The organism is Methylotenera mobilis 13, assembly GCF_000384255.1.
GTDB lineage: Bacteria > Pseudomonadota > Gammaproteobacteria > Burkholderiales > Methylophilaceae > Methylotenera > Methylotenera mobilis_B.
In genome coordinates, this window is the sequence record NZ_KB913035.1 from 229207 (window position 1) to 248899 (window position 19693).

Sequence of the window (19693 nt, forward strand, 5' to 3'; positions counted from 1 at the left end):
TTCAGCATTTATTCTAAAAATATAAAGAGAAGCAATTATGGTTAAGTTAAAAGGATTGGGACGTGGACTTGATGCCCTGCTCGCTGGGGACATGGGGAGTGTGGGGGAAGCAGACTCGCTGATGATGTTAAAAGTTGACCAATTACGTCCTGGCAAATATCAACCAAGAAGTTATATGGATGAAGCTGCGTTAAAAACACTGGCTGACTCAATTAAAGCGCAAGGCATTATGCAGCCTATTCTTGTTCGTCAATTGGCGGATGAGCAATATGAAATTATTGCAGGTGAGCGACGCTGGCGTGCAAGTCAGCGTGCTGGATTAGCTGAAGTGCCAGTGCTTGTGCGTGAAATTGCGGATGAGTCAGCGCTGGCAATGGCATTAATTGAGAATATTCAGCGTGAGAACCTTAATCCACTTGAAGAAGCACAAGGCATCAAACGATTGATAGATGAGTTTTCTATGACGCATGAAAAAGCCGCTGAATCTGTTGGCAGATCACGTGTGGCAGTATCAAATTTATTGCGTTTACTCACTCTATCTGGTGCGGTGCAAGACATGCTGATGCATGGTAAGTTGGATATGGGGCATGCGCGTGCACTGGTGGGGTTGGAAGGTGCCCAGCAAGTCATGCTGGCAGAGCAGATTGTTCACAATAGATTATCGGTGCGTGAAGCGGAAGCATTAGTGAAAAAATTGGGTGAGCAAACTGATATGCCGGCATCAAAATCAACGCAAGCACCGAAAGAAGATCAAGATGTGTTGAGGCTGCAAGAAAGATTAAGTGGTACGTTAGGGGCAAGCGTTAGTATTAAAGCAAATAGTAATGGAGCGGGCGTATTGAAAATTAACTACGCAAATTTAGATCAGTTGGACGAGATTATTGGCAGAATTACACGCTAAGTGTTTCATTTACTTACAACTTAGCTATTGACTAAAAATCGCTATTAATTCAAAATCGCGGTCTTTGCTACTTAATGGTATTTAACTAGCAATGATAAATATGTGAAGCCAAGCATAATTAGGCGTCAAAAAAGCTTATAAATTAATCGGATTTAAGCCATTGTCAGCATTAAATACATCAGATGTTTTTAGTAAAATGCTTAAAATTCAAGTAATTGCTACGCTTGCAGTTGCTGTGATTATGTTTTTGTTTTTTGATGTGCATGGATTGATATCAGCAACATTAGGTGGGGCAAGCGTAGTCCTTGGTGCTTATGTGGCATCATTAGTGGCAAAGCGTAGTGTAAACAAAACTGATGCCTCAGCGATATTAATCAATCTGCTTAAGGCGGAAGCTGTCAAGATTTTAATGATAATCGTACTTTTGGTTATCGTATTTAGTTTTTATAAACAATTAGTGCCGATTGCACTAATTGCTGGTTTGGCGGCTGCGGCATTATTTTCTGGCGCAGCCCTCAGTAAGTTAAACGTGTAATTTAAACAAACGTCAGTTAGAAAAAAATTAGATTATGGCTACAGAACACGCAGATAACGCACAACACGCACTCACTCCTTCAGCTTATATCGAGCATCATTTAAGTTTTAACGCACAACCGCTCACTGAAAGTGCAGGTTTTTGGACGTTGCATGTAGACACGTTTGTGATGTCTGTAGCGCTTGGTTTGATTGTGATGGGTTTGATTTGGATGGTAGCGCGTAAAGCGACTGCTGGTGTGCCAACAAAAACACAAGCATTTGTAGAGTTGGTATTTAGCTTTATCGATGATCAAGTTAAAAATATTTTTCACGGTAATCGTCATAGCTTTATCGCACCAACAGCATTGACAGTGTTTTTATGGGTGTTCGCGATGAACTCCATGGACTTTCTACCAGTTGATTGGGTTGCTGGCATTGTTTCATTCTTTGGTGGTGAGCATGCAAAATGGCGTGCAGTGCCTACATCGGATATCAATACAACATTCGCATTAGCTTTGTCTGTTTGGATTTTAATGATTTTCTTCGCAATCAAAGTTAAAGGCTTTGGTGGATGGATTCATGAGCTGTTCTGTGCACCATTCGGTACTAAAATCTGGGTGTGGCCTGCCAATTTTATGTTCAATTTGATTGAATATGTGTCAAAACCACTTTCACATTCTTTACGTTTGTTCGGCAATATGTACGCTGGTGAGGTTATCTTCTTGCTATTGGGTATGTGGGCTGCTACAGGCTTAACAGGTACTATCGCAGGTGCAATTTTAGGTGCTGGTTGGTCTATCTTCCACATTCTGATTGTTGCGTTACAAGCGTTTATTTTCATGATGTTAACGGTTGTTTATCTAGCCATGGCTCATGAAGGCCACTAATTAGGTTTTGTTTGGTATTTTAAGTAGTTCTTATTTTTTGTAGTTGGTTGTAAGTTTAATTTTAGAGAGGGTAATAACATGGATGCATTAGCATTGATTCAAGCCTACACAGGCGTTGGTATTGGTTTAATTATTGGTTTGGGCGCTGCTGGTGCTTGTATCGGTATTGGTATTATGTGTGCAAGTTTCTTGGAAGGCGCAGCGCGTCAACCAGAAATGATCCCAGCTTTACAAGGTAAAGTGTTCTTACTATTAGGTTTGATTGACGCTTCATTCATTATCGGTGTTGGTCTTGCAATGATGTTTGCATTTGCTAACCCATTATTAAGCGTAGTTGCTCAGTAATTAGCAAAATTAAGCTAACTAGTCATTGAACTTCAGTTTAATGACTAGTGCTTTTATGATTAACAAAATGGATCAAAAATGAACATTAACTTTACACTTATCGCACAAGCTATCGCATTTGCTGTGTTGATTTGGTTCACAGTGAAATTCGTTTGGCCGCCGCTTTTAAAAGCGATTGAAACGCGCCAAAAAGAAATTGCTGATGGTTTGGCAGCAGCGCAAGAAGGCCGCAGTGCTTTAGAGGTTGCAGCTAAAAAATCAGAAGTGACATTGGCTGAAGCAAAACAAAAAGCAAGCGAGATTATTGCGCAAGCTGAAAAACGTGGCACACAAATCGTTGAAGAAGCTAAAGGCAATGCTAAGGTTGAAGGTGACCGTATTCTAGCTGGTGCTAAATCTGAGATTGATCAAGAAGTAAACCGTGCTAAAGAAGGTTTACGTGCGCAAGTGTCAGCATTGGCAATTGCCGGCGCTGAAAAGATTTTGCGTAAAGAAATCGACGCAAAAGCACATAGCGAAATGTTGTCTAAACTAGCTGCAGAACTTTAAGGCTAAGGGATAAAGGAAATCACATGGCTGAAATATCAACCATCGCAAGACCTTATGCAGTAGCGGCTTATAAATTAGGTCGTGAGCAAAAGGCACTTGGCAAATGGTCTGAGATGTTGGGTTTTGCCGCTGCCGTTGCAAATGACGCGCAAATTAAAGCCTATATTCAAGACCCTAAAGTTGTGAGCAGTGATTTGCAAACAACTTTCTTGAAGGTGTGTGGCGATCAACTTAATGAAAACGGACAAAATCTTGTCAAAGTTTTGGTTGAGTATGGTCGTTTATCTATTTTGCCAGAAATTTCAAGCGCATTTGAAGCGTTAAAAGCACAAGATGAAGGTACGTTAGATGCTGAGATTATTGCAGCAGCTAAACCGAGTGCGGCAGAGGTTAAAGACCTAGTAAAACGCTTAGAAGCAAAATTTGGTAAGAAGATTGAGGCTAGTGTTTCTGTTGACCCAGAACTCATTGGTGGCATCAAAATTATTGTTGGCGATACCGTGATCGACGCATCCGTCAAAGGTCAGTTACAAAATTTAGCCTATACGCTTACGGCATAAGACGCAGGCAATAGCCTAACTTTAGGCAAAGAAACTATTAGGAGTTTACATGCAGTTATCTACATCAGAAATCAGTGAACTGATTAAAAGCAGATTAGAAAATTTTTCTACCAGTGCTGAAGCGCGTACTCAAGGTACTGTAATTTCAGTAACTGACGGTATTGTTCGTATTCACGGCCTATCAAATGTAATGGCTGGCGAGATGATCGAGTTCCCTGGCAATACATTTGGTTTGGCACTTAACTTAGAGCGTGACTCTGTTGGTGCTGTAGTATTGGGTGATTACGAACACATTACTGAAGGCGACACATGTAAATGTACTGGTCGCATTTTAGAAGTGCCAGTTGGTCCAGAGTTAGTTGGCCGCGTAGTGAACGCATTAGGTCAGCCTATCGATGGTAAAGGTCCAGTTAACGCAAAATTGACTGACAAGATTGAAAAAGTTGCGCCAGGCGTGATTGCACGTAAATCTGTGTCACAACCAGTACAAACTGGCTTGAAATCAGTTGACTCAATGGTACCAGTAGGCCGTGGCCAACGTGAGTTGATCATTGGCGACCGTCAAACAGGTAAAACAGCAGTTGCAGTGGATGCGATCATCAACCAAAAAGGTCAAAACATGACCTGTATCTATGTTGCGATTGGCCAAAAGGCTTCAACTATCGCTAACGTGGTACGTAAGCTTGAAGAAAACGGCGCGATGGCTTACACCATTGTGGTTGCAGCTTCAGCATCTGATTCAGCAGCATTACAATTCTTGGCTCCATACGCTGGTTGTACCATGGGTGAATACTTCCGTGACCGCGGTGAAGATGCGTTAATCGTTTATGATGACTTGACTAAACAAGCGATTGCTTACCGTCAAATTTCATTGCTATTACGTCGTCCACCAGGCCGTGAGGCTTACCCAGGTGACGTATTCTATATCCACTCACGTTTGTTAGAGCGTGCTGCTCGTGTAAACGAAGAGTATGTAGAAAAATTCACTAACGGCGCTGTTAAAGGCAAAACTGGTTCATTGACTGCATTGCCAGTGATTGAAACTGCTGCTGGTGACGTTTCTGCATTCGTTCCAACCAATGTGATTTCTATTACTGACGGTCAGATTTTCTTGGAAACTGACTTGTTCAACGCTGGTATTCGTCCTGCGATCAATGCTGGTATTTCAGTGTCTCGCGTAGGTGGTGCTGCACAAACTAAAATCATCAAGAAATTAGGCGGCGGTGTACGTTTAGCACTAGCGCAATACCGTGAATTGGCTGCGTTCGCGCAGTTCGCATCTGATTTGGATGAGGCAACACGTAAACAATTAGATCGCGGTCGTATGTTTACTGAGTTGATGAAACAAGCGCAATATGCACCTTTAAGCGTATCAAACATGGCAATTACCTTGTTTGCTGCGAACAAAGGTTACTTTGATGATGTAGCAACGAATAAAGTATTAGCATTTGAAGGCAAATTGCACGGCTTTATCGCTTCTAAATACAAAGCACTAGCTGACGCGATTGAATCAAGCAAAGACTTAAGCAGCGATAACGAGAAAGCACTTGATGCAGCAATTCAAGACTTCAAAGCGACAACTGCTTACTAATATCTAACTATTAGGACACTAAAATGGCTGGTAGTAAAGAAATTAGAACCAAGATCAAGAGTGTAGAAAATACACGCAAGATCACCAAGGCGATGGAAATGGTTGCCGCTTCTAAAATGCGCAAAGCGCAAGATAGAATGCGTGCATCACGTCCATACGCTGAGAAAATTCGTAATGTTGCGGCTCACCTTTCGCTAGCACATTCTGAATATAAGCACCCTTTCCTAGTAAAGCGTGACACTGTTAAGAATGTTGGCATTATTGTTGTGAGCTCAGACAAAGGTTTGTGCGGTGGCCTAAATACCAACGTATTGCGTTTAACTGTTAACCAAATGAAAACTTGGGAATCAGAAGGCAAGAAATTGTCCGTGAGTGCGATTGGTAATAAAGGTTATAGCTTTATGAACCGCGTTGGTGCCAATGTTAAGTCGCACATTATCGGTTTAGGTGATGTGCCACATTTAGAGGCGCTTATCGGTACGATTAAGGTAATGCTTGACGCTTATACAGCTGGCGAAATTGATCAGTTGCATATCTGCTACACACGTTTCATCAACACGATGAAACAAGAACCAGTGATTGAGCAATTATTACCTTTAACAGCTGAGCGTTTAGGTACACACCCAACGGAAGAGAAATCTGAAGCGTTGAGTGCTAGCGCTGTTGTTAAGAGTGCGCTTCAAATTGGTGCGGCTAAAGGTCACTGGGATTACATTTACGAGCCTGAAGCTAAACCTGTGATTGACCAGTTGATGGTTCGTTACATTGAGTCACTTGTGTATAACGCAGTGTCTGAAAACATGGCTTCTGAGCAATCATCACGTATGGTAGCGATGAAATCAGCGTCTGATAATGCTAAAAACGTAATCGGTGAATTGAAACTGGTTTATAACAAAGCGCGTCAAGCGGCGATTACCAAAGAGATCTCTGAAATCGTTGGTGGTGCGGCGGCGGTAGCTTAGTGATTTGGCAATACTAGCCTAGCAAGGTTAGTAAGGTTCAAAAGCGATAAGACACGGCTAGTAAAGAATTTTATTAAAGTTATATCTGACTAACATACGTTTAGTAAGGAAAAAAGATGAGTACAGCAAATATTGGTAAAGTAGTGCAATGTATTGGCGCGGTGGTTGACGTTGAGTTCCCACGTGATCAAATGCCAAAAGTATTTGAAGCGTTAATTATTGATGACGCATCAAGCCAAGCGGAAGCTGGTTTGACATTGGAAGTGCAACAACAATTAGGTGACGGCATTGTGCGTACTATTGCCATGGGCTCATCTGATGGCCTTGCACGTGGTACTGCGTTTAAATCAACTGGTGCACAGATTCAAGTGCCAGTAGGTACAGGTACTTTAGGTCGTATTATGGACGTGTTGGGTCGCCCAATCGATGAGGCTGGTCCTATCGAGTGTGATGAGCGCCGTTCTATTCACCAAAAAGCACCTACTTTTGAAGAGTTATCTCCATCAGTTGACTTGCTAGAAACAGGTATCAAGGTGATTGACTTGGTTTGTCCATTCGCTAAGGGTGGTAAAGTGGGTCTGTTCGGTGGTGCTGGTGTAGGTAAAACAGTTAACATGTTGGAACTCATCAACAACATCGCTAAACAACACTCAGGTTTATCAGTGTTTGCAGGTGTGGGTGAGCGTACTCGTGAAGGTAACGACTTCTACCATGAAATGGCTGAAGCTGGCGTTATTAAACTAGACGACATGAAAGAATCAAAAGTGGCGATGGTGTTCGGTCAAATGAATGAACCACCAGGCAACCGTTTACGTGTAGCTTTGTCAGGTTTGACTATGGCTGAGAAGTTCCGTGATGAAGGTCGTGACGTGTTGTTCTTCGTCGATAACATTTACCGTTACACATTGGCTGGCACTGAAGTATCTGCATTGTTAGGCCGTATGCCTTCAGCGGTAGGTTACCAACCTACTCTAGCTGACGAAATGGGCCGTTTACAAGAGCGTATTACTTCAACTAAAACAGGTTCTATTACTTCTATCCAAGCGGTTTACGTACCAGCGGATGACTTGACTGACCCATCACCAGCGACAACGTTCCAACATTTGGACTCAACAGTTGTATTGTCACGTGATATTGCTTCTTTAGGTATCTACCCAGCGGTAGACCCATTAGATTCAACATCACGTCAATTAGACCCATTAGTGGTTGGTGAAGAGCACTACAACGTAGCACGTTCAGTACAACAAACATTACAACGTTACAAAGAGTTGCGTGACATTATCGCGATTTTGGGTATGGATGAATTGTCACCAGAAGATAAATTGGCTGTTGGCCGTGCACGTAAAATCCAACGTTTCTTATCACAACCTTTCCACGTTGCTGAAGTGTTTACTGGCGCGCCAGGTAAATACGTACCACTAAAAGAAACAATCAAAGGCTTTAAAGCGATTGTTGCTGGTGAATACGATCACTTACCAGAGCAAGCTTTCTACATGGTTGGCGGTATTGAAGAAGCAGTTGAGAAAGCGAAGACTCTTAACTAAGTTTTACTTGGTTAATTAGTTAAACGCTTTAAGGAAAAATAATGGTAAATACTGTTCATATTGATGTAGTGAGTGCAGAGGCAAGTATATTCTCAGGAGAAGCTGAGTTTGTAGTTGCACCTGCAAGTGCTGGTGAAGTGGGTATCTATCCTAACCATGCACCAATGATTTCTACCATCAAGCCTGGCGCTTTGCGTATCAAGCAAGCGAATGAAGCTGAAGAAACGTTAATCTTTATCTCAGGTGGCCTGTTAGAAGTGCAACCTGGTGTGGTGACTGTATTGGCTGACACAGCAGTACGCGGACATGACCTAGATGAAGCAAAAGCGATTGCTGCAAAAGAGGCTGCTGAAGAGGCGCTTAGAAACAGAACTTCAGATATTGACTATGCAACAGCACAGGCAGAATTGTCTGAAGCAGTAGCACAGATCCAAACAATTGAGCGTTTACGCAAGAAAACGCATTAATTGCAGTGAAGATGGTGTAAAAAGCAAAAAGGCAACTTAGGTTGCCTTTTTTGTTATACTTTGCAGATAGAAACAGACATTAATAATACATGAACAAATTAAATATCGTGATATTGGCAGCGGGTAAAGGTACCCGTATGCATTCTGATTTACCAAAAGTCTTACATGTGGTTGGTGCAAAGCCAATATTGGCGCATGTAATTAACTGTGCGAAGGCCTTGCAGCCTAATAAGATTATCGTGGTCTATGGCTTTGGTGGTGAGCGTGTAAAAGAAGCCTTTAGCACCGAAGAGATTACCTGGGTAAACCAAGTGGAGCAACATGGCACTGGTCATGCAGTACAGCAAGCTTTACCGCATTTAGATGTTGATGCAGATACCCTTATTTTGTTGGGTGATGTGCCGCTAGTTGATGTTGGAGCTTGTCGGAAGTTGATCGCATTGGCAGAGAACAAACTGGCAATTCTTTCGTTTAATAAAGCAGACCCAACTGGCTATGGTCGTATCGTGCGCGCTGCAAGTGGCCAAGTACATGCCATTGTCGAGCACAAAGATGCAACAGTGGCGCAGCGCGCAATTGTTGAGGTAAATACAGGCATTATGGCAATGCCTAATGCGCATCTTAAAAGCTGGTTATGTAGAATCAACAATAATAATGCACAAGGCGAATACTACTTAACGGATATCGTGGCGCTAGCGGTGCAAGATAACGTAAGTGTGGTAGCTGAAGTTACGGATGATGAATGGTCTGTGACTGGTATTAATGCTAAAACTGATTTGGCACAAATTGAACGCGTGCATCAAACTAGAATTGCACAAGATTTATTACAGCACGGTGTTACTTTAAAGGATGCTACACGTATTGATGTGCGTGGTGATTTACATTGTGGGCGTGATGTAGAGATAGACGTGAATTGCGTGTTTGAGGGCAATGTAACGTTGGGCGACCGTGTGAAAATAGCGGCCAATTGTGTGATTAAAAATGCAGTGATTGCTGCAGGTACGCAGATTGCAGCGTTTACGCATATTGATGACACCAGCATTGGTGAAAATAGTAAGATAGGCCCATTTGCACGCTTGCGCCCAGGCACTACCTTGGCTGCGGATACGCATGTCGGTAACTTTGTAGAGTTGAAAAATGCACAGGTGGATATTGGTAGTAAGATCAATCATCTGAGTTATGTCGGTGATAGTACCGTAGGTAAAGCGGTTAACATTGGTGCAGGTACCATTACCTGTAATTATGATGGTGCTAATAAATTTAGGACGGTGATTGAAGATGGTGCGTTCATTGGCTCAGATTCACAATTGGTAGCGCCTATCACCATCGGTAAAAACGCAACAATTGCGGCAGGCTCAACCATCACTAAAGACGCACCGGCGGATGCCCTCACCTTCTGCCGTGCCAAAGACCAAAAATCTATTGCGGGTTGGAAGCGACCTGTGAAAATTAAAAAATAGCAGATTAATTAATTTGTAGGAGTCTAATTTATTGGACGAATTTAATAAATATTTGCGCAATAAATTGCGCTCCTACAAAAATATGAGAAAGAAATAATATGTGTGGCATTGTAGGCGCAGTTGCAAATAGAAATGTTGTTTCAACCTTAATCGAGGGCTTAAGCCGCTTAGAGTACCGAGGTTATGACTCAGCTGGTGTTGCTGTATTAAACGGTGCAGGCATTGAGCGCGTGCGTGCAGTGGGTCGTGTTTCTGCGATGACAGAAAAAGCGAACGAGTCACAACTCAGTGGCCTCGTTGGTATTGGCCATACCCGCTGGGCTACCCATGGAGGCGTAACTGAAAGCAATGCTCATCCACATGTGTCACCTAGCCAATCTAGTGGCGAAATTGCCGTGGTACATAACGGCATTATTGAGAATCATGATGAACAGCGCGCGCACTTAAAAACCTTGGGTTATGTGTTTGAATCACAAACCGATACTGAGGTCATAGCGCACTTAATTCATCATTATCATCAAAGCCTAGCATTGCTTGCAGCCACCCAAAAAGCTGTGAGCGAGCTTACAGGAGCATTTGCGATTAGCGTGATTTCTAAAAAAGAGCCTGAACATATGGTGACAGCGCGTTTAGGTTGCCCGCTATTGATAGGTTTAGGTGAAGGTGAAAACTTCATTGCCTCCGATGTTTCTGCTGTGCTATCAGTAACACGCAAAGTAATTTATTTAGAGGATGGTGATGTTGCGGATATTCGTCGTGAAGGCGTGACCATTTTTGGGCGTGACGGCGCGCAAGTCACACGTAAAATTCACATGAGTGATGTGTCACTCGCTAGCCTAGAGTTAGGCCCATATTCGCACTTCATGCAAAAAGAGATTCATGAGCAACCACGCGCGTTAACCGATACGATAGAGGCGTTAATTGATGACAATCACTTCTCACCTGCCCTATTTGGCGAAGGTGCAGCAGGCGTGTTTGAGCAAGTGGACAGCATTTTAATATTGGCTGCAGGCACCAGTTATTATGCTGCGCTTACTGCTAAATACTGGCTAGAAAGTATTGCCAAGTTACCAACCAATGTAGAAATTGCCAGTGAATACCGTTATCGTGATTCTGTGCCTAATCCACGTCAATTAATCGTGACGATTTCGCAGTCTGGAGAAACACTAGACACGATGGAGGCGTTAAAGCACGCTAAAGCATTAGGTCAGCATCTCACCCTTGCGATTTGCAACGTGCAAGAGAGCGCAATCCCACGCGCATCAGAGTTGGTGTTCTACACGCGCGCAGGGGCAGAAATTGGCGTGGCTTCCACTAAGGCATTTACCACTCAATTAGTGGCCTTATTTACACTGGCCGCAACACTGGCAAAACAGCGTGGCTTATTAGATAAAGAGACTGAGCAATCGCATTTAAACGCATTGCGCCAATTAGCAGGTAGCGTACAACATGCCCTGAACCTAGAGCCGCAAATTCGCGAGTGGGCAAAATCATTTGCTAATAAGCAACATGCTTTATTCTTAGGGCGCGGCATACATTACCCTATCGCCTTAGAGGGCGCATTGAAGCTTAAAGAGATTTCATACATCCATGCCGAAGCTTACCCTGCGGGCGAGCTTAAACACGGCCCCTTGGCGCTGGTAGATAGCGATATGCCTGTAGTAGTGATTGCACCCAATGATGCTTTGTTAGAAAAAGTGAAATCAAACATGCAGGAAGTAAGAGCACGTGGCGGTGAGTTGTTTGTGTTTGCTGATGCAGACAGCCACTTTACAGAATCTGAAGGTGTACATGTAATACGTACGCCACGTCATGTGGGCGTGCTCTCCCCTATTTTGCATACGATACCAGTGCAGATGTTGGCGTATCATGCGGCTCTATTAAAGGGTACGGATGTGGATAAGCCTAGAAATTTGGCAAAATCAGTGACAGTAGAGTAAGTTTCGCTTGGCATACTAAAAATTGGAATGTGATGAGTTACCACACTAAAACCATCATGCAAAATTCTGAAGGTCGTTTATATGACTTGATTGCTCAGCGGTTATTGCCTGATGCAAATAAAATCGAAATAGATCAGCGTATTTGGGATTTGTTTGGAGAAGAGTGGTGCGTGATGATGACTGATTTGGCAGGCTTTTCTCGCCAAGTTGCGGAGTATGGCATCATTCATTTTCTGCAGACGATTTATGAATCAGAGCGTTTGCTATTGCCAGTAATTGAGCAACATGAAGGTTTTTTGCTTAAAACTGATGGTGACTCTTTGTTGGTGATTTTTCGTAAGCCACAAAAAGCGTTGCAATGTGCACTAGTGATGCAGCAAGTTTTAATTCCCTATAACGAAGCTAAACTTGAGCAAGAAAGAGTTCACTTGTGCATAGGTTTGGGCTTCGGTAAGATTTTACGCGTAGGTAATACCGAAGTGTTTGGTGCAGAGGTGAACGCTGCCTGTAAGCTGGGTGAAGATCTAGCTAAGCAAGGTGAAACGCTGGTGACGGGTGCATTTCAGCAAGCTTGCGCGGAGTTTGTAGGGGCGACTTATCAAAAGTTAGAGCATGCACCAGCTGGTACAAACTCTGCCTACAAAGTCATTTTTTCTAAGTAAATATCTTTAACTAAGAAACTAACAAGTTAGTAAGTGCTTGGTTCTTTCAAAATCACAGGTGTAATGTCTAAAGTGCCGCCGTCATGCCCTACCATGATTTGTCCATCTTGAATGGTGCAGCTGATATTAAAGCCACGCTCAGCAATATTCGCTAGCTCTTTCGTGTCAGGTAAGTTAATCACAGTGAGGTTGTTGATTTTAAGTAAGGCTTTACTGTTGGCCGTCCACCACATATCTGCTACTCGTCCGCCATAAAGCATAACAACCACTTGCTTGGCGCGACCTGCTGCTTTGCGAATATCTTTTTCTGTTGGTAGACCAACATCCATCCATAACTCGATGGCGCCGGTCAGATCCTTTTGCCACAAATCTGGTTCTTCATCATCACTCAAGCCTTTGCCGAATATCAGTGACTCATTAGCATACATCGCAAACCCAATCAGCCTTACCATGACGCGCTCGTCAGTTTCTGACGGGTGTTTTGCAATCGTCAAACTGTGTTGCTGGTAATAATGACGGTCCATATCAGAAACTTGAAGATCGATTTTATAAATTGTGGATTTGATTGCCATTTAAGCGGTGCCTTTTATTGTTGGCACATTATACCTACATTCCCCTTACCTTATTCATTGGCAATCATTGATTAGAGTTGGTGATAGCGAGCAAGCAGGCGGGCTTTCTGTTAAGCTTTCATTTTTAAATTTGCAAGATAACATCATGGCCCAATATGTAATGTCGATGCTCCGCGTGAGCAAGATTGTTCCCCCTAAAAAACAAATTATTAAAGATATCTCTTTGTCTTTTTTCCCCGGTGCGAAGATTGGTTTGCTGGGTTTAAACGGCTCGGGTAAATCAACGGTGCTGCGCATTATGGCGGGCGCTGATAAAGAGTTTGAGGGTGAGGTGCAGTGGCAGCCTAATATTTCAATCGGGTATTTACCGCAAGAGCCGCAGTTAGACGCAAATAAAACCGTGCGTGAAGAAGTTGAAAGTGGCATGGGCGAGGTGATGGAAGCAAAGCAAAAGTTAGAGGAAGTGTACGCAGCGTATGCAGAGCCTGATGCAGACTTTGATAAGCTGGCTGAAGACCAAGCGCGCTATGAGAATATCATTGCTGCGAGCGGTTCTGATGTTGAGCATCAATTGGAAATCGCGGCAGATGCCCTACGCCTACCAGCTTGGGATGCCAAAATTGGCCCGTTATCTGGCGGCGAGAAGCGTCGTGTGGCGTTGTGTAAGTTGTTGCTATCTAAGCCAGATATGTTGCTGCTAGACGAGCCAACCAACCATTTGGATGCAGAGTCTGTAGAGTGGTTAGAGCAGTTCTTAGTGCGCTTCCCAGGTACGGTGGTGGCGGTAACCCATGATCGATATTTCCTCGATAATGCGGCGGAGTGGATTTTAGAGCTAGACCGTGGTCATGGTATTCCATGGAAGGGCAATTACTCAAGCTGGTTAGATCAGAAGCAAGCACGATTGGCGTTAGAGGAGTCACAAGAGTCATCACGCCGTAAAGCGCTGAACACTGAGCTGGAATGGGTGCGTCAGAACCCAAAAGCACGTCAGGCGAAGAGCAAAGCGCGTATTGCACGTTATGAAGAGTTAGCGAGTGCTGAGTACCAAAAACGCAATGAAACACAGGAGATTTTTATCCCTGCTGGCGAACGTTTAGGCGACCAAGTGATTGAGTTTAATGGCGTGAGCAAAGCATTTAAAGACCGTTTACTGATTGATAACTTGAGCTTTAGTATTCCAGCAGGTGCGATTGTTGGGATTATCGGGCCGAACGGTGCAGGTAAATCTACCCTGTTTAAGATGATTACAGGCATGGAGCAACCAGATAGTGGTGAAGTGAACATCGGCCAAACCGTTAAATTGGCTTATGTAGACCAAAGCCGTGATGTGCTGAGCAATGATAAAACCGTGTTTGATGAAATCTCTGGTGGTTCAGACATCTTAACCGTAGGTCGTTATGAAACACCTTCTCGCGCCTACATTGGCCGCTTTAACTTTAAAGGCGGTGATCAGCAAAAAATCGTTGGTCAACTATCTGGCGGTGAGCGCGGGCGTTTACATTTAGCGAAAACACTGATTTCTGGCGGTAACGTATTGCTGCTAGATGAACCGTCAAACGACTTAGATGTAGAAACATTACGTGCGCTGGAAGATGCATTGCTAGAGTTTGCAGGCAGTGTGTTAGTAATCTCGCATGATCGCTGGTTCTTAGACCGTATCGCAACCCATATCTTGGCGGCAGAAGGTGAGTCGCAATGGACGTTCTTTAACGGTAACTATCAGGAGTATGAGGCTGATAAGCGTAAACGCTTGGGTGAGGAAGGTGCTAAACCTAAACGTATCAGATATAAACCGATTGCACGTTAGGCCTTAGCCAAAATGAACGACAGACTTTTGATTGCCTTATTTTTCTATCTTGTTTTGTGGGGTATTAGCGCAATATTTTTCTGGCGTGCATATCGCATCATCAAGAAAAAAGAGCTGCGGCTTATCAAAGATATAACAGGTGTTCGGCTCAAAAACAGTGGAAAAATTGCCAAGCGTTATGCTCTTATGGAGGTTATTTCGGGCGGTTCGCTGGTTGTGCTGGCAATAGCTATACCGATATTTTCAATCCCAATGAAAATTTGGCCTGCGTTTATAATTGTCATTGGCACATCACGGCAGCTAACTCTGCTTAAACTTCAGAAGGAGAGCGATGCCTAGCCAAGTAGGGTGAGCAGCCCAGTAGCGTGGGCAGAGTCTGCCCACGCAGTCTTAAACATCTTGTGCGCAACAAGTTGCCCACCCTACAACTGAGTAATAAGCATGGGGTCAGGTCTTTCATTATCGTAATCAATACGGTATGCCGCATATTGCGAAATTTCATTCGGCAAACTACTTTGCGTAGTCTTCCATGGTTGAGTTATTGAACATCAATCCGAGCTTTATGGGGTGCGTTCTTTGCAAGAAAGTCCCAGAGCACAGGTGGAATTAACCGCATTAGCCTCGCCACCCAGCCCATTTGCCAAGGGATGACTACAAAACGTTTTTTACGCTCAATTGCATTTACAAATTTATGTGCAGCTATATCTGCATCCATTAAAAATGGCATTTTATACGTGTTGATATCGGTCATTGGGGTGCGAATGTACCCAGGTGCAATGGTGGTCACAGCGATATTGTGATGCAACATCTCGACCCGCAAGCTTTCAAGGTAGGCGATGGCTGCTGCTTTTGATGCGCTATAAGCACCTGCTCCTGGTAAGCCGCGTATGCCTGCAACGCTGGCGATGCCAACCAGTTGGGCTGTGTGGCCATGTTGGGCGGCTAGGCTCATGGTATGGATAAATGGTTGAAACGTATTGACTAGCCCCGTGACGTTAATATCCATGACTGCCTGAAATGCGTTTGTGTCTTCTGCATTTTCTGTGAGTGTGCCGCTACTAACCCCTGCACTGCCAATGACGACATTAGGTGCACCATACTGTTGTGTGAAGTCATTTGCGGCCGCCACGAGTGCGGCACTATCGCGTACGTCCAACGGGTAAATGGCGCACTTGATGTTGTAGCTAGCTTCTAAGGTATGCTGTAGCGCATGTAAGTGCTCACTGCGTCTAGCTGCTAAACCAATAATAGTATTTTCATTTTGATAGCGTTTTGCATACTCATATGCAAGTGCTTCGCCTATGCCACTTGATGCGCCTGTGATAAAAACTTTCATGACCATCTTTCAATGATTGGTTTATAGCTGAATAACAATATCAATATTAAATATAAAAAACCCGTTTTACCACTAGGTAGAAACGGGTTTTTGAAGTCCAGCATGTGTTGACAGCATCACCAGTTAAAGAGCTTTTGGTAAAGTGCCTTAAACCAGTGAGTAGACGCTGTTACTTTTTTGCTGGGGTAGCTGCCTTGGCTTTATCAGCACGAACATTAGCAATGATATAGTCAGCCGTTTTTAGTGCTAAATCATTGTTACCAGCCATGGTGCTTGATGTAATGAATTGGCCGTTGATAATTAAGCTAGGTACACCTGTTGCGCCAGATGAGCGGAAGATATTTGCCGCACGGTTTAGGCTGGTGTTGGTCGCAAATGAACCAAACGCTTCTTCAACTTTTTTCTTATCTAGGCCACTTTGTTGTGTCACCCAATCAATCGCTGCTTTTTCATCTGTTGGTTTAAGTGTTTTTTTAGTGTGGATAGCTTCAAACAATGGTGAGTGTAGTTTCTCTAAAACACCGAGTGTTTCCATCGCGTAATAAGCTTTTGCCATCGGCGCCCACGCTTGGTGTGGCAAGCCTGGTACACGTTTAAATACGACGTCAGCGGGTAGTTTTTTTACCCATGCATTCAAAGGTACTTCCATGCTGTGGCAGTGTCCGCAGCCATACCAAAATAGCTCGACTACCTCAATTTTATTAGGGGTGTCAGTATTAATGGCTTGTGCAGTGCGATCAAAGTCTTTGCCCATTTGTGGGGCAGCCATCACGCTAAATGAGGCCAGTAACATTAAAGCGGTTAATAATTTTTTCATTGATGTTGTCCTTGTTAACGATTCTTTAAATTGGTGATTAAACATTCAGCTATTCTATTTAACATTTATTCAGAAACAGGGTCTCTAAATATATTACTTGAAACGTGTCATCTTGAATTTGGCTGACAATTATTTTTAGTGACTATTTTTGTTGCTCATTCTTGAGTCAATTGGCATTGAGTTTGGTTTGCATCAGACTAACCCAACCCATAGACCAGCCAAAAGCCTACTGGGTTTCATTATTAACTGTAATTAAATCTGATTTAAAACCATTGCTAGCTAAATCTGCTTTAGTTTTGTTAATAAGCTCCAGATTTTTCAGTGGACCAACACGAACACGATGCCAAACGCCCTTGTTAGGGATGGTTGCAGTTTGTACCAGAGCCTCAAAGCCTTGTAAGGCTAGTGTGGCTTTCATGTTGTCAGCCTCTTCTTCGGTTTGGAATGCGCCAACTTGAAGAAAATAAGTATTTTGTACGGATGGTTCCGCACTTTGTTCTTTAATTTTAACTTCCTCTGTGCTTACCTGGCGTTCACTTCCTGGCAAAATTGTGTAAAAATCAAAACGTGTTTTATCTTCAGTGGTTTCTGAAGTTTCAGTTTTTGCTTCTTGCGCTTTATCGTTGTCTTTAGCCGCTTGCTCTTTAGCGCTTTCCGCAATTTTCTCTGAGAGCGGTTTTTCAGGAGAGGCTAAATCCGCAAATGGGCTTTCTTCGCCTTTAATCATCATGACCACAGTTAAAGATGCGGCCACGCCTAATAAGAAGCCGACTAATAGGCCCGTGATAAAAGGGTTGCCTTGGCTTTGTTTTGCGGTGCGTTCTGGTCTTGGTTTGTAATCTCTACTCATCTTGTTTCCTTACATTCTCTCTTTGGCGGCAACACCAAGTAAATCAAGCCCATTTTTAAGGACTTGCTGGGTAGCGCTAATTAGGCTTAAGCGAGCGAGTTTCAGTGACTCGTCTTCAATCAAGAATTTATATTCGTTGTAGTAGCTGTGTAAGTCACTAGCTAATTCTTTTAAGTAATTAGCTACTACGTGTGGTGCTAGCTCAGTTGCTGCATTGGCGACGACTTCTGGGTACTCACTTAAGCGTTGCATCAGTGCAGTTTCATGCGCGGTGACTAGTGGGTTTAAATTGGCGTTAGCCAAGCTGCTGATATCGCCACCCCACTGGCTTAGTACGCTGCAAATACGCGCATGTGCATATTGAATGTAATACACTGGGTTGTCGTTGCTTTGGCTACGCGCTAAATCAATATCAAATACCAATTGTGAATCGGCGCGGCGTGCAGCTAAGAAGTAGCGCGTTGCATCGCAACCTACCTCTTCAATTAAATCACGCAAGGTAACATAGCTACCTGCACGTTTTGAAAGTTTAACTTCCTCACCACCGCGCATCACGGTCACCATTTGATGCAATACATAATCTGGCCAGCCTTTTGGGATGCCGATATCTAACGCCTGCAAGCCTGCGCGTACGCGGGTGATGGTGCTGTGATGGTCTGCGCCCTGCTCGTTAATCACGCGTACAAAGCCACGGTTCCACTTGTCGGTGTGGTAAGCAACATCGGGAACAAAGTAAGTGTAGCCACCATCAGTTTTACGCATGACACGGTCTTTGTCATCGCCAAAGTCTGTGGTTTTAAGCCAAAGCGCGTCGTTTTCTTCATAAGTATGGCCGCTTTTAATTAAGGCTTGAACCGTTTGCTCAACCTTGCCTGTCGTATAAAGCGCACTTTCTAGTGAGAATACGTCAAACTTAATTTGAAACGCTTTTAAGTCTAGATCTTGCTCATGGCGCAAATACGCCACGCTAAAAGTGCGAATTGAGTTCAAGTCATTGATATCGCCACTCGCAGTCACTTCAATGTCGTCTGCAACCACGGTATGCTTGGCTAGGAAAGCAGCTGCAATATCATTGATATATTCGCCGCGGTAGCCATTTTCAGGAAAGCTTTCATGCTCTGTTGAGATGCCTTTGCATCTTGCCAACACTGAGATGGTGAGGTTATCAATTTGCGCACCAGCATCGTTATAATAGAACTCACGGGTCACATTCCAGCCGTTTGCATCGAGTAAGCGTGCCAAGCAGTCACCTACCGCTGCGCCACGTCCGTGACCTACATGCAATGGGCCCGTTGGGTTGGCAGATACAAACTCTACTTGTACTTTTTGCTGATTGCCGTTGTTGTTGCGGCCATATTGTTCAGCAGCATTGAAGATATCTTTAATGACGACTTGTTTGGATTGCGGGCTTAAAAAGAAGTTAATAAAACCCGCACCTGCAATTTCAGTTTTAGCGATATATTCACTGACTGGCAACGCCTCAATAATTTGAGTGGCGATTGCACGCGGGTTTTGTTTTAGCGGCTTGGCTAAAACGAGCGCTAGATTTGTGGCAAAATCGCCATGGTCGGCTGATTTTGGGCGCTCTAATATAATTGTTAAATCAGTTATTTCTGGCGCAATACTTTTTGCGGCAGTCGTCAGTAATTGGGTAAGATGTGTTTTCACAATAATTGCATAAAAGCTAAAAACGGTATTTTAACTCATAATAGTGATTAGCACGTTAGTCATCATGTGCTAGTGAATACTTCAAGCTTAATGATTTAAGGAAACGCGGAATAAGTGCCTACGCGAGCAAATTGCTGCGTTGCGCGGTACTCGCAACCTCGTTGTATACCGCAACTATCTCGGCTTCTGCGCTCCGTGCGCCTTTGGTGTTAAGCCGAGCTGCTTCAGCAGCCGTCTTAAAGGACACGCCCCTTGC

At 43.7% G+C, this 19693-nt stretch carries 20 protein-coding genes; 15 read left to right on the forward strand and 5 right to left on the reverse strand.

Features of this window, described 5'->3' with window-relative positions:
- The first annotated feature begins 37 nt into the window (after positions 1-37).
- The 13 genes from A391_RS0101135 to A391_RS0101195 all read left to right on the forward strand — a co-directional run bounded on the left by A391_RS0101135 (position 38) and on the right by A391_RS0101195 (position 12384).
- Entirely contained in the window at positions 38-901 is an 864-nt protein-coding gene (locus A391_RS0101135; protein WP_019896775.1) for a ParB/RepB/Spo0J family partition protein, read from the forward strand.
- Positions 902-1097: 196 nt separating this feature from the next.
- Positions 1098-1436 carry an ATP synthase subunit I gene (locus A391_RS0101140; RefSeq protein WP_051089083.1) on the forward strand — a complete coding sequence of 113 codons (339 nt, stop codon included), beginning with the start codon at positions 1098-1100 and terminating at the stop codon, positions 1434-1436.
- A gap of 34 nt (positions 1437-1470) precedes the next feature.
- Positions 1471-2304, forward strand: a complete 834-nt coding sequence (gene atpB, locus A391_RS0101145; RefSeq protein WP_019896778.1) for a F0F1 ATP synthase subunit A — start codon at positions 1471-1473, stop codon at positions 2302-2304.
- Between the two features lie 78 nt (positions 2305-2382).
- Positions 2383-2649: a F0F1 ATP synthase subunit C gene (atpE, locus tag A391_RS0101150; RefSeq protein ID WP_015833271.1), complete on the forward strand. Its 267-nt coding sequence runs from the start codon at positions 2383-2385 to the stop codon at positions 2647-2649.
- 78 nt (positions 2650-2727) lie between these two features.
- The gene (locus tag A391_RS0101155; RefSeq protein ID WP_019896779.1) at positions 2728-3198 is read left to right on the forward strand and encodes a F0F1 ATP synthase subunit B; all 471 of its coding nucleotides are present in this window, start codon (positions 2728-2730) and stop codon (positions 3196-3198) included.
- Between the two features lie 23 nt (positions 3199-3221).
- Positions 3222-3758, forward strand: coding sequence for a F0F1 ATP synthase subunit delta (locus A391_RS0101160; protein ID WP_019896780.1), 537 nt, complete (start codon positions 3222-3224; stop codon positions 3756-3758).
- Between the two features lie 49 nt (positions 3759-3807).
- Complete coding sequence (gene atpA / locus A391_RS0101165; RefSeq protein WP_019896781.1) at positions 3808-5349, forward strand: F0F1 ATP synthase subunit alpha; 1542 nt, start codon at positions 3808-3810, stop codon at positions 5347-5349.
- 23 nt (positions 5350-5372) lie between these two features.
- Positions 5373-6311: a F0F1 ATP synthase subunit gamma gene (atpG, locus tag A391_RS0101170; RefSeq protein ID WP_019896782.1), complete on the forward strand. Its 939-nt coding sequence runs from the start codon at positions 5373-5375 to the stop codon at positions 6309-6311.
- Between the two features lie 116 nt (positions 6312-6427).
- On the forward strand, positions 6428-7855 hold the full coding sequence (atpD, locus tag A391_RS0101175) for a F0F1 ATP synthase subunit beta (protein WP_019896783.1): 1428 nt from the start codon (positions 6428-6430) through the stop codon (positions 7853-7855).
- Between the two features lie 41 nt (positions 7856-7896).
- Positions 7897-8322 carry a F0F1 ATP synthase subunit epsilon gene (locus A391_RS0101180; protein WP_019896784.1) on the forward strand — a complete coding sequence of 142 codons (426 nt, stop codon included), beginning with the start codon at positions 7897-7899 and terminating at the stop codon, positions 8320-8322.
- A gap of 89 nt (positions 8323-8411) precedes the next feature.
- On the forward strand, positions 8412-9782 hold the full coding sequence (glmU, locus tag A391_RS0101185) for a bifunctional UDP-N-acetylglucosamine diphosphorylase/glucosamine-1-phosphate N-acetyltransferase GlmU (RefSeq protein WP_019896786.1): 1371 nt from the start codon (positions 8412-8414) through the stop codon (positions 9780-9782).
- Positions 9783-9880: 98 nt separating this feature from the next.
- On the forward strand, positions 9881-11722 hold the full coding sequence (gene glmS / locus A391_RS0101190) for a glutamine--fructose-6-phosphate transaminase (isomerizing) (protein WP_019896788.1): 1842 nt from the start codon (positions 9881-9883) through the stop codon (positions 11720-11722).
- 32 nt (positions 11723-11754) lie between these two features.
- The gene (locus A391_RS0101195) at positions 11755-12384 is read left to right on the forward strand and encodes an adenylate/guanylate cyclase domain-containing protein (protein ID WP_019896790.1); all 630 of its coding nucleotides are present in this window, start codon (positions 11755-11757) and stop codon (positions 12382-12384) included.
- 26 nt (positions 12385-12410) lie between these two features.
- Here the strand turns inward: A391_RS0101195 and A391_RS0101200 are convergent, their stop codons facing one another.
- The gene (locus A391_RS0101200) at positions 12411-12956 is read right to left on the reverse strand and encodes a YaeQ family protein (RefSeq protein WP_019896792.1); all 546 of its coding nucleotides are present in this window, start codon (positions 12954-12956) and stop codon (positions 12411-12413) included.
- A gap of 145 nt (positions 12957-13101) precedes the next feature.
- Here A391_RS0101200 and ettA point away from each other — a divergent pair, with 145 nt between their 5' ends.
- Together ettA and A391_RS0101210 are read left to right on the forward strand one after the other, a co-directional pair.
- Entirely contained in the window at positions 13102-14766 is a 1665-nt protein-coding gene (gene ettA / locus A391_RS0101205) for an energy-dependent translational throttle protein EttA (RefSeq protein ID WP_029143915.1), read from the forward strand.
- A gap of 12 nt (positions 14767-14778) precedes the next feature.
- The gene (locus A391_RS0101210; RefSeq protein ID WP_019896795.1) at positions 14779-15105 is read left to right on the forward strand and encodes a hypothetical protein; all 327 of its coding nucleotides are present in this window, start codon (positions 14779-14781) and stop codon (positions 15103-15105) included.
- A gap of 199 nt (positions 15106-15304) precedes the next feature.
- On the opposite strand, the gene A391_RS0101215 is transcribed toward A391_RS0101210, so the two are convergent.
- The 4 genes from A391_RS0101215 to argS all read right to left on the reverse strand — a co-directional run bounded on the left by A391_RS0101215 (position 15305) and on the right by argS (position 19437).
- Positions 15305-16108 (reverse strand): SDR family oxidoreductase, encoded by an 804-nt coding sequence (locus tag A391_RS0101215; RefSeq protein WP_019896796.1) that lies wholly within the window; start codon positions 16106-16108, stop codon positions 15305-15307.
- Between the two features lie 163 nt (positions 16109-16271).
- Positions 16272-16919, reverse strand: coding sequence for a thiol:disulfide interchange protein DsbA/DsbL (locus A391_RS0101220; protein WP_019896797.1), 648 nt, complete (start codon positions 16917-16919; stop codon positions 16272-16274).
- A gap of 226 nt (positions 16920-17145) precedes the next feature.
- The gene (locus tag A391_RS0101225) at positions 17146-17769 is read right to left on the reverse strand and encodes an SPOR domain-containing protein (RefSeq protein ID WP_019896798.1); all 624 of its coding nucleotides are present in this window, start codon (positions 17767-17769) and stop codon (positions 17146-17148) included.
- 9 nt (positions 17770-17778) lie between these two features.
- Positions 17779-19437, reverse strand: coding sequence for an arginine--tRNA ligase (argS, locus tag A391_RS0101230; RefSeq protein WP_019896799.1), 1659 nt, complete (start codon positions 19435-19437; stop codon positions 17779-17781).
- Positions 19438-19693: the final 256 nt, after the last annotated feature.

Excerpts from the sequence above, each read along its gene's own strand:
- glmS (WP_019896788.1), top strand. The coding sequence starts at position 9,881 with ATGTGTGGCATTGTAGGCGCAGTTGCAAATAGAAATGTTGTTTCAACC.
- A391_RS0101200 (WP_019896792.1), bottom strand. The coding sequence starts at position 12,956 with ATGGCAATCAAATCCACAATTTATAAAATCGATCTTCAAGTTTCTGAT.
- A391_RS0101180 (WP_019896784.1), top strand. The coding sequence starts at position 7,897 with ATGGTAAATACTGTTCATATTGATGTAGTGAGTGCAGAGGCAAGTATA.
- glmU (WP_019896786.1), top strand. The coding sequence starts at position 8,412 with ATGAACAAATTAAATATCGTGATATTGGCAGCGGGTAAAGGTACCCGT.
- A391_RS0101210 (WP_019896795.1), top strand. The coding sequence starts at position 14,779 with ATGAACGACAGACTTTTGATTGCCTTATTTTTCTATCTTGTTTTGTGG.
- A391_RS0101215 (WP_019896796.1), bottom strand. The coding sequence starts at position 16,108 with ATGGTCATGAAAGTTTTTATCACAGGCGCATCAAGTGGCATAGGCGAA.
- atpG (WP_019896782.1), top strand. The coding sequence starts at position 5,373 with ATGGCTGGTAGTAAAGAAATTAGAACCAAGATCAAGAGTGTAGAAAAT.
- ettA (WP_029143915.1), top strand. The coding sequence starts at position 13,102 with ATGGCCCAATATGTAATGTCGATGCTCCGCGTGAGCAAGATTGTTCCC.
- A391_RS0101155 (WP_019896779.1), top strand. The coding sequence starts at position 2,728 with ATGAACATTAACTTTACACTTATCGCACAAGCTATCGCATTTGCTGTG.
- A391_RS0101160 (WP_019896780.1), top strand. The coding sequence starts at position 3,222 with ATGGCTGAAATATCAACCATCGCAAGACCTTATGCAGTAGCGGCTTAT.
- A391_RS0101195 (WP_019896790.1), top strand. The coding sequence starts at position 11,755 with ATGAGTTACCACACTAAAACCATCATGCAAAATTCTGAAGGTCGTTTA.
- A391_RS0101135 (WP_019896775.1), top strand. The coding sequence starts at position 38 with ATGGTTAAGTTAAAAGGATTGGGACGTGGACTTGATGCCCTGCTCGCT.
- A391_RS0101220 (WP_019896797.1), bottom strand. The coding sequence starts at position 16,919 with ATGAAAAAATTATTAACCGCTTTAATGTTACTGGCCTCATTTAGCGTG.
- atpA (WP_019896781.1), top strand. The coding sequence starts at position 3,808 with ATGCAGTTATCTACATCAGAAATCAGTGAACTGATTAAAAGCAGATTA.
- atpE (WP_015833271.1), top strand. The coding sequence starts at position 2,383 with ATGGATGCATTAGCATTGATTCAAGCCTACACAGGCGTTGGTATTGGT.
- atpD (WP_019896783.1), top strand. The coding sequence starts at position 6,428 with ATGAGTACAGCAAATATTGGTAAAGTAGTGCAATGTATTGGCGCGGTG.
- A391_RS0101140 (WP_051089083.1), top strand. The coding sequence starts at position 1,098 with ATGCTTAAAATTCAAGTAATTGCTACGCTTGCAGTTGCTGTGATTATG.
- atpB (WP_019896778.1), top strand. The coding sequence starts at position 1,471 with ATGGCTACAGAACACGCAGATAACGCACAACACGCACTCACTCCTTCA.
- A391_RS0101225 (WP_019896798.1), bottom strand. The coding sequence starts at position 17,769 with ATGAGTAGAGATTACAAACCAAGACCAGAACGCACCGCAAAACAAAGC.